Source organism: Peribacillus asahii, assembly GCF_003570725.1.
Lineage (GTDB): Bacteria > Bacillota > Bacilli > Bacillales > DSM-1321 > Peribacillus > Peribacillus asahii.
On the sequence record NZ_QWVS01000041.1, the window covers coordinates 37,037 to 50,886 of the forward strand.

The following is a 13,850-nucleotide window of genomic DNA, read 5'->3' on the forward strand; positions in this document are numbered from 1 at the left end:
TAAAAATTTAAAAGAGAGCTTAGAAATCGTGTTTATAGGTGTATGCCCCATTTTTGAACTTAATGTACGGCTGAAGTGTTTATTCAATATGTTGATTTTAGAGATAGAGAGGTCTGAAATTTTTTTTTTTGTTTTTTCGATTAACTCATCAAATGTATGAAACTGATATGTGCGTTCAAGTTTAATTATTTTCCTGATTTTTCCGAAAAACATTTTTAATGTATCGTTGCTTATGCTTTTAAAAAACAAATATTTTTAGTTTTTACGTTTCTTGTTTTTAATATGGTTTAAATTGTCGAGACTAAAGGAAAAAGATATTGACAGGTAATGATAGGATGTAGTATTTTACATTGGGTCATCCGAAAGTATATCGAAATAACATATTGGAAAAAGATAAAAAATAAGTAATTTAGCAGTTATCTGCTTTTATCGAATATGTAAAATGGGCAAGAAAGAAAGGACGTTTATATATGAAAGTTGTTACACCTAAACCATTCATGTATAAGGGCGGAGAAAAGGCTGTTCTTTTACTGCATGGTTTTACCGGAAACACGGTGGATGTGAAGAGGCTAGGAAAATATTTAAATGATCGCGGGTATACATGCTATGCTCCACTTTATAAAGGACACGGTCTTACTCCCGAAGAGCTCATTGAGACAAATGTTGAAGATTGGTGGCAAAGTGTAGTAGAAGGGTATCAGTTTTTAAAAAGTCAAGGATATGAGCAAATAGCTGCAGTTGGTTTATCTTTAGGTGGTGTGTTTTCATTAAAGTTAGCCTATAATTTCTCAGTAAGTGGAGTTGTTACGATGTGCTCTCCTATGTATCAGAAAAAAGATGAAGCGATGCAAAAACGTGTGATTGATTACGCTTATAATTATAAAAAGTTTGAAGGGAAAAGTGATGAAACTATTGAGGCTGAAATGGCGGAGTTTCAAAAGGTTCCTATGAATAATATTTTGACAATTAGAGATTTTATTTTGGATGTGCAGGAAAACTTAGATCAAGTGTTTGCTCCTTTATTTGTAGCTCAAGGACGTCTGGATCATACTATTAATTTAGAGAGTGTAAACAATATATATAACGGGGTTAATTCATATGAAAAAGAGCTGAAGTGGTACGAAAAATCTGGCCATATTATAACGCTAGGCCCAGAACGTGAACAACTATATGAGGATATTTATGAATTTCTTGAGTTGCTGTGACATGTCCTAATTGTATAGATGTAAAAAAGGTGCAAACCTCGGATTTGCACCTTTTTTATATGCCTTATTTATAAACTGTACTTGGTACGTGAATAACTGGATTGCCTACTGCGTAAGGGGCTACTTCATATTCTTGGAAAACTAAAGCAATCCCTTTATCTGTATAATAAAATTGAGTGTTTTTATCGACTTTAAAATCACCTAATAGATAGCTCTCAAAAAAGATGTCAGGGTGTTTTGACATGTAACTTTTTACATGTTTTGTAACTTTTGTATACTTTGTCTTGGATGTAAGAGTATCACTCAATGTATAGTGCTTTCCTGTTTTTAAATTGAAATTATAGATTGTGACTATACCGCCACCATGTGCGCCACCTGCGTACATCCAATCAAAGATAAGAATACTGACTTTTCCATTTTTATTATATTTCACTTTATAGCTTGTTGTGTAATCATATTGACAAGCATACGGGTACTCTTTGCATAGCGGGTCTCCTTGAAATTCTTCCATATCTTTCTTTAGTTGATTATAGCTTTTATAGGACCCTTGAATGTGTTTCAAAAGAACACTGTTAATTTTCTTTTGAGCGGAGGTGCTCTTTAATCCAGAGACTTGAGGGTATTTTAAAAACTTTTTACTCTTATATGTTTTCGTTATCACCTTAACTTTTGTAGAGGACGCAGCATACGCGTCATTAGATGGCAAGGAAAAAGAAACGAACAACGCAAACATCATCAGCCAACAAATAATAAGCTTACTCCATTTGATGTTTTTCATAAGAACCTCCAGTTAAATTATTTACTAATTTGTATTATAAAGGAAAATATACCTGTGTCACAATGCATGATAAGTTATTAATAGTTTGTCTGTAAATAAAATATGCTTCTAAAAGGATTATGTTCTTTTAGAAGCTAGATAAATGGTTTGTAAGAAACGAATTTATTTTTCAGTTCTTCTTCGGTAATGGTCATTTTTCCTTGTAATCCTTCAGCTTGGAGAACAAAATTTTTGATACCTAAAAATTCTGATTCTGCGATTATAAAAAATGTTGTTCCTTTTGTAAAGTTTGTTCCTGGTAAGTCTCTAATTAATTGTACCTGTTTTATTTGTGCTCACTCCTCGTGTGATTTAGATTATAATGTTATCATATTTGTCTTCTCGAGAAAATTATACAAAACGGGATTTTATGTAAGGTTGACAAATCAAGCAAAAGAAAATTGCTTTATTTTTATGTGAAGACTATGATACAGCACTGAAAAAATTATATAATTATATTGACTGGTAATTATTTAAATATTTCGTATTGGAAGAAATGTTATAGTTTCATTCATAAATGACAATGTAAGCGAAAACAATTTATCGGAAAAGGTAATTTAATAAAAAACAGAGAAGCGATGCCGTACGTCTAAGTTAAATCATTATAAGGATAGGAGTTCGGTAATTTGAGGTGTTACAATGTTGAAATCAAAAAATACCAATCAAACATGTATGTTAGAAACTGATCTTAGGACTGCACTTAAAAAGAAAGAATTTATCCTCTGTTATCAACCAAGAATCCATTTGGATTCAGGGAAAATTAATGGAGTAGAAGCCTTGATTCGCTGGGAGCATCCAGAAAAAGGGGGAATTTTACCGTTAGACTTTATTCCTCTTGCTGAAGAAACAGGATTGATTATACCAATAGGTGAATGGGTATTACGCACAGCTTGTGAGCAAAACAAAGAGTGGCAGAAAGCGGGTATACCCCCTATGGTGATGGCTGTTAACTTGTCCGTTCGTCAGCTTTATCAACCGAATTTAGTTGAGAGAGTACGGTTTATTTTAGAAGAAACGGGACTTGCTCCGGAATATTTGGAACTTGAAATTACGGAAAGCATAATGATGAATGTTCATGATGTTCTTCCTGTTGTAAAGGAATTAAAGCGTCTCGGTATCCGGCTTAGTTTGGATGATTTTGGAACAGGCTATAGTCCTCTACATTATTTAAAAGAATTTCCTATTGATAGTATCAAAATAGACCAATCTTTTATTTGTAATTGTGGAGTAAATCAGAAGGATGCCACAATTGTAAAAGCTATTATCGCAATGGCTCACCAATTAAAGCTGGAAGTGATTGCTGAAGAGATTGAAATGAAAGAACATTTAATTTTTCTTCAACAAAATCTTTGTAATATGGGGCAAGGCTATCTATTTAGTGAACCTTTAGCTCCTGATCAATTAATACAGCAGTTTTATCAAATAGAGCAGATTGTCCATCGAGAAGGGCTTTCACAAGAATTCAGTAGACAAAAATGGTTGGAAGAAGAGTTAGAACAAGCTCGTCAAGAATTACGGGATACCGTAAGACAGCAACAGGGGATGATTTTTAAATTTATTGAACAAAATAGAAAATTTATCCACACCTTATGTGATGGAGAATTGCTGTATCGAATAAATTTGACACCTGAACAAATCTTAGGAAAAGAACTACGAGATTTTCTGCCTTATGATATAGCAGAAAGAAAAGTTCATTGTTATCAAAGGGCCTGGGAAGGCGAGGAGAATGTTACCTATGAAGGGGAAGTCAATGGCGTTTGGTATTTGGCCTCTTTACGTCCTGTCCGGAGAGGTGGACAAGTAGTTGAAGTTATTGGTTCCTGTATTGATATTACCGAAAGAAAAGAAAGTGAAGAACGATATCGAAAAGTAGTTGAATATTCTCCTAAAGGGATTGTCATTCATCGGGATGGGAAATTTCTTTATGCGAATCCATGTGCTTTGAAAATGATAAAGGAAGAGGATGTAGTAGGGAAAGAAATCTCCAGCTGTCTTCATCCAGATTCTTATGAACTTTCTAAAAAGAGGCTAGCTCAAACTGAAGTGGGAGAAGAACTACCGATAACAGAAATGAAGCTGATAGCTCGGGATGGAGAAGTAATTGACGTCGAAATTGGCAGTGTGTCTATCCCTTATGGTGGAAGTTCTGCCATTCTAACTATGTATAGTGACATCACGGATAGAAAAAAGGCGGTACAAGCCCTTGAGGAAAGTAAAGAACGGTATAGAAGGTTAGTAAATTTATCTCCAGAACCGATTGTTGTACACAGTCAGGGGATTATTAAATATATGAACAAAGCAGGAGTGAAAGTTTTAGGTTTTACCCATCCTGAAGAATTACTTGGAAAACCTATTTTAGATTTTTTTCATCCAGATGATCGAAAGATGGGTTTTGAACGAATACAATGTTTAGCAGAAAGAAACGAGAGTGATGTCGAACTTTTAGAATATAGAATGATTCGCCCTGATAGAACAATCTTTCACGTAGAAGGTACAGCAACTGGAATTATCTATGATGGAGAGCCGGCTATTCAAGGAATGTTCCGGGACATTACAACAAGAAAAGAAGTGGAGGAAGCTCTCCGTCAAAGCGAAGAAAAATATCGTCTCATTGCAGAAAATATGCAAGATTTAATTGGCGTGCTGGATACAAAGTGTATTGTTCGCTACGCATCACCCTCTCATGAGACTGTATTGGGATTCTCACCTGATGTATATGAAGGGAATGAAGTTTTTGATTTAGCTCACCCTGATGATATTCCTTATATGCAAACTCAGTATGAAAACTCAATTTCATCGAAGACACCTTGTTACATTGAATTCCGATGTAAACATGTTAGTGGAGAGTGGGTATATGTAGAGGCTTGGGGAACTCCTGTCCTGGATGAAAATAATGAAGTTGAACATCTTGTCATAGTAGCTCGTGATATTTCTGAACGAAAAAAGGCGGATCAATTAATACGTAAATCAGAAAAACTTTCCGTTGCAGGACAACTGGCTGCAGGAGTAGCACATGAAATAAGGAATCCATTGACTTCGATAAAGGGATTTATTCAGTTATTACAAAAGGAAACAAATAATCCCTTGTATACGGATGTTATCTTGTCTGAGATTGATAGATTAGAAGATATCGTTCAGGGCTTTTTATCACTTGCCAAGCCTCAAGCACCGCAAATGAAAGAAATAGATGGAAGGCTTCTTTTACAACAAGTGATACTTTTATTTGAGACACAAGCTTTATTGAAAAATGTTCAAATTGTACAAGAGTATAGTGGAAATTTACCGCTTATCTATTGTGACGGAAACCAAATGAAACAGGTGTATATGAACGTTCTTCAAAATGCAGTAGAAGCTATGCCAAATGGAGGAGTCATTAAAATTCAGGTGCTTTGGCACAGTGCTAACTCTATTTTGTTTAGATTTATTGATCAGGGCCAGGGGATATCTAAAGAACGGATTAAAAATATTGGCGAACCTTTTTTCAGTACAAAAGAAAAAGGGACAGGACTGGGGCTAATGGTTAGCCAAAAAATTGTCCAAGAACATGGAGGGACAATGGGTATAGACAGTATCGTTAATCAAGGAACTACGGTAGATGTTATTTTGCCGATGAAGCCTTCTTTGGTTACTTGAATAGATTCCTATTCACAATGCTGTGTGTCGATTTAGATAGATGATAAAGTAATGTCGCAGCACTGTAATAAGGTTCAGTGAGGAGATAACGTTCCAACTCAGTAAATGTAAAAAACAAATAGTGGTGATTGAAAGAATCAGTCAATGGCTGATTCTTTTTTCATCCATTTTCGATGCAGGTATTTCTTAAAGTCTTGTTTTTTATGTCTTTCCTAATGTCTCAACTTGACAACATATTTCATCCATTACTCGGGAACTCTAGTTTTAAATCGCTAACGTGTATAAAAAGGGAAGTTTAGAGGAGGGAAATGATTGAAGTATTTTTCTAAAGTTTTAATGACTATTTCTTTATCATTTTTTCTTATGGCTGTCTTTAGTTGTAGTAATAATGAAGAAAATAATAACACTACTGAAAATCAAACGACAGAGGAAACAAAGAAGGATGAAGAAACTACTAAGAGTAAATATCCATTTCCAAATGACACAACCGCTAAAGGGAATGGAAAAATTATATTAAGTACTGCTGCTGGTACATCTGAAAATGGAAATACTCCAGTTTTATTTGTTTCTGAAGAGGATATCCTTATTCAAATTGGCATGGATGCTGAAAACTTTGATGGAAGCAAACAATCGTTTGTGTATGTGGATAAGATGTTTTCTAATACAGAACAGTTTGGAGAACTAACACAAACATCAGTGAATTTGCAGGAAAGTATGTTAAAGCCGGGAATACACACAGTATCAGTCATTCAATTTGATAACGATGATCCCAATAATGGTTCTGTTACAGGATATACAGAGGCGAAATACGAAGTAAAAGAGAAGAAATAATTAATGTCAGTCTAGAGAAAAATTATAGATTTCATATTGATTTGTTAGGATTTAAAGATTCTATACAATTGGACTTACTTTTGTTTTTAAAGATGAGTTTGTGCTATACTAATTTTAATAATAGTCGAAGGGATGATGGGTGGACGATGATTAACTAATCTTATTTTTAAAATTTGAAATCATATATTTCAAATCATAACAAATAGGATTAGTCTGCCCATTTTCTATAAATTGTAGAGCTATTAATGAAATAGCTTATTTGATTATGCAGAGGTACGGCTAATCCTTCCAAATGAATGGGGAGGATTTTTTATTTTCCCTTTAAAGAGAGGGATAGGTTATATGAAAGAACTATTGAAATTATCCAATATTAGCTATACGGTTATGGGCCTTAACGTTTTTGAAAATCTAAATGCTAGTGTTCAGCAAGGAGATATTATCGGTGTTATCGGCAAGAATGGTGCAGGTAAATCTACATTATTGCAATTAATTAACGATGACTTAGTGCCAGAACAAGGTCATATACAATGGCTGCAACAAGACTTAAAAATGGTTATGGTTGAACAAGAAACCGAGTCGTATCCTTCTGAAGACAAGACTCCTTTTGAAGTTAGATTACTAGAGAAGTGGCATGTACCCACCCATGCTTTTTCACAATTAAGTGGTGGAGAAAAACTAAAAGCGCGACTTGCAAGAGGTTTTTCAAAAGATGCAGCTGTTTTACTATTAGATGAACCGACGAACCACCTCGATGAGCAAGGAGTAGAATTGCTTAATAGACAAATGAAGAATTATAAAGGTACGATTATTTTTGTTTCACACGATCGTTATTTTTTAGATGCCGTTGCAACAAAAATATGGTCGATTGAAGGGAAAAAGCTGATTGAACATAAGGGGAATTATTCTAGTTATATGGAGGTTCGTAAACAGAAAAGACTTACCCAGCAGCGTGAATATGAAAAACAGCAAAAGATGGTTGAACGGATTGAAGGACAAATGAATGAACTGACTTCTTGGTCGAAAAAAGCTCATGCACAATCGACGAAAAGGGAAGGCGTTAAAGAATACTATCGCGTAAAAGCAAAGCGTATGGATGCACAAGTCAAATCCAAACAAAGGCGTCTTGAAAAAGAGCTTGAAAAAGTAAAAGCTGAACCTGTTGAGTCAGAATATACAGTACGTTTTTCAATGAAAGCAAACAATAAGGTAGGGAAACGATTTTTAGAAGTTAAGAAGTTAACAAAGTCTTTTGACGAACGAACATTATTTAAAAATGTCAATTTTACGATTCAACATGGTGAGAAGGTTGCAGTAATAGGTCCAAATGGGAGCGGAAAGACGACATTATTGAAAGTAATTACTGGACAGGAAGCTTTTGCGGGCGATGTATGGATTTCACCATCTGCAAAAATTGGCTATTTAACGCAAGAAGTGTTTGACTTACCGCTTGAACAAACACCTGAGCAGCTTTTTTTTCAAGAAACATTCGAGGCAAGAGGGAAAGTCCAAACTTTAATGAAGCATTTAGGATTTATGACATCTCATTGGACAGAGCCGATTAGGAATATGAGTATGGGTGAGCGTGTAAAGTGTAAGTTGATGATGTATATATTAGAAGAAAAAGATGTGCTTATTTTAGATGAGCCGACGAATCATCTTGACTTACCTTCACGTGAACAACTTGAAGATACGTTAGCGCAGTATAACGGAACACTAATTGTCGTTTCGCATGATCGATATTTTCTTGAAAAAACGACAAGCAGCAAACTCGTTATTTGGAATAACAGCATACAAAAGCAATTGAATGAAGTGTCTCCAAAAAGAGACAACCTCGATGAATTGCGTTTAAAGCTTGAAACAGAAAGACAAGAAGTTTTAGGAAAGCTTAGCTTTATGACTCCAAAGGATAAAGCGTACGCAGACCTCGATAAGAAATTTAAAGAGCTTACGAAACAAATAAATAAACTTTTGTAATGATCTATATCTTAAAGCTCATCTCAAACAACATTATATTTTGCACAAAAAACGCTTGGGAACAAGCGTTTTTTTAGATTTCTTGTAACTTTTTATTAAAGTGGAGGATTTTCTACGCCTAAATTTACCCAATCTTCCTTTGGAGGTCCATAAACCCCGGAAGGTTTTAACCCAGCTTGACGGATAAGAATAGTTAATTGCCCTCGATGATGAACGATGTGTTTGATTAGTCCCATTAAAATTTGAGCATTTGTTTCTTCTCTGCCAAACGCCTTTTGTATTTGGCTCAAGGAGTTATCTGTCCACTGTTGTTTAATAGTCTGAGATGCTTCAGCACTTACCTTTTTAAAGGTTTCCGCAATTTCTTTTGCTGAGGATGGAACGTTCTGTGCATTATCAACTTTTTTCATTTCCAATCCGAAATGAGTTAAATAATCTGGAATGTTTGTTGTGAAATGCCAAGCAATTCGCCCTAAAGTTCGTCCTTCTGGATAAACCTGTTGTTTTAAAGAGTCATCTGTCAAACCATCCAAAACCTTTTGAGTTAGCATTGCCTCTCTATTCCATTCTTTAATAAAATCTGAAATTGTTACATACATATTAATTTCCTCCATAATTAATTCAATTGATCTGTTATTTTATAAGGTATATTATAAAACGTTCGTTCGCTGTTTTCAAATTACCTTATAACAGCTTGTTTTCATCCATTTTGGTGTGTTTACTCAAATCAAATTCTTTTGATTAAAATTATGTCCCCTATATGTAATTTTAGTGACAATTAGCCCCCTATCCACCACATCTTATAATTTATGTTAAAATATGGTATATAGGAGGTTGTTAGATGAAATATATCATGCAAAATATAAACGCATACTCAGGTCAAGTATTAAGAGAAACTGAATTTAAAGATCAAACAAAGATTGACACATTCATTAAGCATTATGAACGACTTGATTCTAAACTTAATAAAGAAATGATGATTGTTCTAGTTGACAAGGATAAAGAAGCTTGGAATGCAGGTTATTTAGGATATGTAGTGGATAATACTAAAGAAGACGCAGGGATTATTTCATATAAATTTGTATTTAAAGTCAAAAAGAGTAATTATAGAGTTAGAATTAAATAGAACAGGATTAAACTTAGCATCCAAATAGGATGTTATTTTTTATGTACGTAACTGAAATAAAAACTTCATTTTTAATTTTAGTTATCAAAATTATTAATATATTAAAACATTATAAAAATAACGTAAATATGGATAATTCATACATCCTCATGAGCTATGATGAAAAGGAACTTATCATGTTATTCTTGTCCTTGACAAGAGAAAGGGGAATTATTCATGTTTTCTAATCAAAAAGGACTGACAAACAAACTAAAAGGTATAAGTGTTGCTGTTATACTTGGAATCACACTTGTTGCCACGAGTCCAGCTACATCAGTTTTTGCGAAAAGTGAGGAAAAGCCAAAATTCGAATTCGGACTTGTCCCTGATATACAATATTGCGACTGTGACGCATCTGGCACACGCTTCTACCTTAATTCAGTGGACAAGCTCAAGGCTGCCTCTCAAACCTTGAATCAGTATAATCTTGGTTTCACTGTTCAAACTGGTGATCTTATCGACAAAAACATCTTTAGCTTCTCTTCTATTCTTCCTATCTACAACATGATTGAAGGACCTAAGTATCATGTGCTTGGTAATCACGATTTTCCTGTAACAACGGAAAAAGTAGTCGACATACTGAATATGCCAAACCAGTATTATGATTTCAAATATAAGAGCTGGCGTTTTGTTGTGCTGGATACAAATGACCTCAGTCTTTATGCAAATCCTGAAGGCTCAGAGAAATATAAACAAGCCGAAGAAATGTACAATTCGTTAAAAGAGAGCGGTGCAGTTAACGCCCAAACTTGGAATGGTGGCGTTAGCAATGAGCAATTAACATGGCTGCGCGGTGTACTTGATAAAGCGGCACAAACAAACGAAAAAGTGGTGGTCATCGCGCATATGCCTGTCTATCCTGAAAATAATCACAATGTTTGGAATGATGATGCAGTCATAAAAGAACTCGAAGCAGCTGGAAATGTAGTCGCCTATTTTAATGGACATAATCATGCTGGAAACTATGGAGTGAAGAACGGAATTCATTATGTGAACCTTAAAGGTATGGTGGAGACAGCGGATACTACTTCATACTCAATTGTAGAAGTTTATCTCAATTGTAGAAGTTTATAAAGATCGCTTAGAAATCGATGGCTTTGGCCGTGAACAGGATCGTGTATTAAAAATCCAAAAATAAAAAGGTAGGACCCCATTCGAGTGGTGGCGGTTGATTCAGTCGAGAAACGTGTTAAAATTAAATCTTTTTTAATAAGGGATAACTCTTATATAACCATCTTTACTGGGGTCTTAGACCAAAGGAGATGGAAGCACTAACAGGTCAAGAAATCAAAAAGGCTGTTGAAATCATACGGACGGAGAAAAAACTAAGTCAATACGTACGATTTGTCACAGTCACACTAAAAGAGCCAGTAAAGGATATTGTACTTAATTATGAAGCTGGAGATAACATTACGCGTGAAGCATTTATGATTCTTTTAGATAATAAAACAGAAAAAACTTATGAGGCGACTGTTTCTATTACAAAAGGAAAAGTAACATCTTGGGAGTATATCCTAAATGTTCAATCAGGGGTTATGTTAGATGAATTCGAGGAGTGCGAGCAAGTTGTCAAAAATAGCCCTGAATTTCAGGAAGCTTTATTGAAACGCGGCATTACAGATTCCAATTTAGTCATGGTCGATCCTTGGTCAGCTGGCTATTTTGGTATAAAAGAAAATGAAGTTGAATGCGGTTTATCACCACATTTCTTTAATTTCCGCTTGGATACGATGCTGGATGGTTCGAAGAATTCTGTAGTGGAAATTAACACGCTTCCAGAAGAAGAGGGACCGAATAATCCGTATAGTAATGCGTTTTATATTGATTCAAAAACATTTAAAACAGAAGAAGAGGCCAAGCGTAATCTAGATATGGCTACTCAACGTACATGGAAAATCATTAATCCGAATTCCTTGAATGCGGTTGGCACACCGGTTGGCTATAAAATTATGCCAGGTGAAAACTGTCTTCCATTTGCAGGTGATAATTCGAGTGTAATGAAACGTGCTGGTTTTCTGAAGAATCAATTACACGTTACGCCATATGATCCAAATGAGATGTATGCAACAGGGAACTATCCGAACCAGCATAAAGGCGGCGAGGGCTTACCAAAGTACACAGCAGCCAATCGGAATATTGAAAATGAAGACGTAGTTGTGTGGTATACAATGGGACATCATCATATCACAAGACCAGAAGATTGGCCGGTTATGCCGACAGCGTACATTAATTTTCAATTAAAACCGGTTGGATTCTTCGACCGTAATCCAGCGCTCGATTTACCTCGTCCAAAGCCAAAAACAGCATGCAATTCAAAAAATGGATCCAATTGCCATTGATTCTTAGATAATCAATCTTGAGTGATTCAATATACCAAAATCCTAGTAGGGGAGTTCAACGATGGAATAAAAGGAGCATGTGCTTTTCTTTTTATTCCATCATTAAGTATTATGAATGACTTGATTCTAAACTTAATAAAGCAATGATGATCATTCTAATTGACAAGGATAGAGAAGCTTGGAATGCAGGTTATTTAGGGTATGTAAGTGGATAATATGCTGAAAAAAGGACAACTTCAACAAGAGGTGAAGTCTGTCCAAAGCTAGATTGAATTCATACATAAATTATTTAGGATAGCATCATTATTCATAGATGAAAAGGATATTGGGATTCTATGTTTCTAACAACACCAGAACGCTATAGAGAAAAGTATAAATGGCTAAATGACCTTCGTTTTAAGTGGGTATAAGGGATATCCTTGATATTATTTCTTCTCCACTTTTACTAATCCTTTACCTAGATTATTCTTTTCAAAATAGCATATTACCTTATCATGAACTTGTATGTTATCACCTGAAAGGATATTTTTATCAGAAAAACGAATTTCGGTCCCGTCACTACCTTTTCCATAGTATTGATTACCATTAATATTGGTAATCTTGTATTCTACCGTAGTATATTCGGAAAAATCATTGCTTTTAGTATTTGTATTGTTAACAGGAGCAGTTGTATGGACTCTAACCAATACTAATACTAATAATATCGATGAGAGCATCACGAGGATGATTGCTTTTTTGTACATGTTACTCTACCTCCCTCTATGTATTTTAAGAGATAAAAGAGGAAAGTAAATCCTTCTATTTTCCTTTCCTTTAGTCTTTATACCTATTTGAGGACCCATCCGCATTTCCTAATGATTTATGTGTAAAATAATTTTCCATTTGTCTTTTCATATCCTCTTTATTTTCCCGAAATTGTCTGTGCCGATGACCATTACTCCCTGAAGGATGAGGGAATCCCTTTAAAATAGGTTTATTTTTGTAAAAATAGTCGAGAACTTTGCTTACATTTACTCCCAAAGGAATGATAAATGGATTTTCCATTATCGAGATGTCCTTAATAAAATAATTTTTTACATAATCTAATAGCATTTCGGTTTTTAAAATATTGGGCCGTGAACCGTTAAAATTTTGATGATTGAAAAATACAGCATGTGGGAGGATGGAAGTATTGTAAACAAGGTGACTGGCTGTACCAAAAAGTTCGCTTGAAGATGAAATGCCGAGATGTCTCGGTAATTCAAGTTCATCTAACATGGCTGTGAGATTTTTTCTCATCGTTCCCTCAAAGCTAGCACTTTTTTTTACCTGATGAAGGAGTTCCTCATCGCTCAAATGTCTATTCTCAATAACTGCTGTATAAGCTTTTTTCATCTGGTGAAGTCCAGGTGTAATGCCGACTATAACCACTTTGGCATTCTCGTTTATGTAATCAAAAGGGGTGTAATAAACCTCTAGTTTTTTCTTCTCATTCTTTTGCAATAGGAAAGTTGAGTTTAAAAGGTCATTATCGGATAATGGCAGTGCTAGAGAAAGTATTTTTTCTTTAAATAAATGAAATTTTGCTTCAGTAACAATTCCCATTCATTTTCCTCCCATTCTTTTACGAAGGTGAACTCATACCTTTAATTTCGTCTTAATTCGTTTGTGATTGTAATAAAGATAATGTTTTGTGGTTTTACATATGTTCCTTTATTCAACTCATAAATAATCTCATTCATTGCAGCCGTAGCTTCTTTCTTTGTTTTGAAGCCACTTTTTGTTTTTGTTTTCTTTTCTTTTATTTGTTATTGGATCTCTTCATTACGGTTTTTATGTTAGTGGGCATTATCATCGTTTCTGGTGTAATTGATTTGACTGCTCCCACAGCTGAAGCAGTGGGATTC

At 34.7% G+C, this 13,850-nt stretch carries 12 protein-coding genes; 7 read left to right on the forward strand and 5 right to left on the reverse strand.

Annotated elements, in window-relative coordinates:
* The first annotated feature begins 470 nt into the window (after positions 1-470).
* On the forward strand, positions 471-1,205 hold the full coding sequence (locus D1953_RS17235; RefSeq protein WP_119118404.1) for an alpha/beta hydrolase: 735 nt from the start codon (positions 471-473) through the stop codon (positions 1,203-1,205).
* A 64-nt stretch (positions 1,206-1,269) separates the two neighbouring features.
* Here the strand turns inward: D1953_RS17235 and D1953_RS17240 are convergent, their stop codons facing one another.
* Entirely contained in the window at positions 1,270-1,983 is a 714-nt protein-coding gene (locus D1953_RS17240) for a DUF3298 and DUF4163 domain-containing protein (RefSeq protein ID WP_119118405.1), read from the reverse strand.
* Between the two features lie 678 nt (positions 1,984-2,661).
* Between D1953_RS17240 and D1953_RS17245 the strand changes: the two genes are divergently transcribed.
* The 3 genes from D1953_RS17245 (at position 2,662) to abc-f (ending at position 8,460) form a co-directional block, all read left to right on the forward strand.
* On the forward strand, positions 2,662-5,655 hold the full coding sequence (locus D1953_RS17245) for a PAS domain S-box protein (protein WP_119118406.1): 2,994 nt from the start codon (positions 2,662-2,664) through the stop codon (positions 5,653-5,655).
* A gap of 312 nt (positions 5,656-5,967) precedes the next feature.
* Entirely contained in the window at positions 5,968-6,486 is a 519-nt protein-coding gene (locus D1953_RS17250; RefSeq protein WP_119118407.1) for a hypothetical protein, read from the forward strand.
* A 342-nt stretch (positions 6,487-6,828) separates the two neighbouring features.
* The gene (abc-f, locus tag D1953_RS17255) at positions 6,829-8,460 is read left to right on the forward strand and encodes a ribosomal protection-like ABC-F family protein (RefSeq protein ID WP_119118408.1); all 1,632 of its coding nucleotides are present in this window, start codon (positions 6,829-6,831) and stop codon (positions 8,458-8,460) included.
* Positions 8,461-8,555: 95 nt separating this feature from the next.
* Here abc-f and D1953_RS17260 read toward each other — a convergent pair whose 3' ends face one another.
* On the reverse strand, positions 8,556-9,059 hold the full coding sequence (locus D1953_RS17260; RefSeq protein WP_119118409.1) for a DinB family protein: 504 nt from the start codon (positions 9,057-9,059) through the stop codon (positions 8,556-8,558).
* Positions 9,060-9,301: 242 nt separating this feature from the next.
* Here D1953_RS17260 and D1953_RS17265 point away from each other — a divergent pair, with 242 nt between their 5' ends.
* The 3 genes from D1953_RS17265 to D1953_RS17280 all read left to right on the forward strand — a co-directional run bounded on the left by D1953_RS17265 (position 9,302) and on the right by D1953_RS17280 (position 11,964).
* Complete coding sequence (locus tag D1953_RS17265; RefSeq protein ID WP_119118410.1) at positions 9,302-9,586, forward strand: hypothetical protein; 285 nt, start codon at positions 9,302-9,304, stop codon at positions 9,584-9,586.
* A gap of 216 nt (positions 9,587-9,802) precedes the next feature.
* A complete protein-coding gene (locus tag D1953_RS17275) occupies positions 9,803-10,699 on the forward strand; it encodes a metallophosphoesterase (protein WP_119118412.1) in 897 nt (298 codons plus the stop codon).
* A 188-nt stretch (positions 10,700-10,887) separates the two neighbouring features.
* Positions 10,888-11,964 (forward strand): copper amine oxidase, encoded by a 1,077-nt coding sequence (locus tag D1953_RS17280; protein WP_119118413.1) that lies wholly within the window; start codon positions 10,888-10,890, stop codon positions 11,962-11,964.
* A gap of 425 nt (positions 11,965-12,389) precedes the next feature.
* Here D1953_RS17280 and D1953_RS17285 read toward each other — a convergent pair whose 3' ends face one another.
* The 3 genes from D1953_RS17285 to D1953_RS17295 form a co-directional block, all read right to left on the reverse strand.
* On the reverse strand, positions 12,390-12,707 hold the full coding sequence (locus tag D1953_RS17285; RefSeq protein ID WP_119118414.1) for a hypothetical protein: 318 nt from the start codon (positions 12,705-12,707) through the stop codon (positions 12,390-12,392).
* A 70-nt stretch (positions 12,708-12,777) separates the two neighbouring features.
* Entirely contained in the window at positions 12,778-13,548 is a 771-nt protein-coding gene (locus tag D1953_RS17290; protein ID WP_119118415.1) for a uracil-DNA glycosylase family protein, read from the reverse strand.
* Positions 13,549-13,589: 41 nt separating this feature from the next.
* Positions 13,590-13,748, reverse strand: a complete 159-nt coding sequence (locus D1953_RS17295; RefSeq protein ID WP_119118416.1) for an Arm DNA-binding domain-containing protein — start codon at positions 13,746-13,748, stop codon at positions 13,590-13,592.
* Positions 13,749-13,850 lie beyond the last annotated feature (102 nt).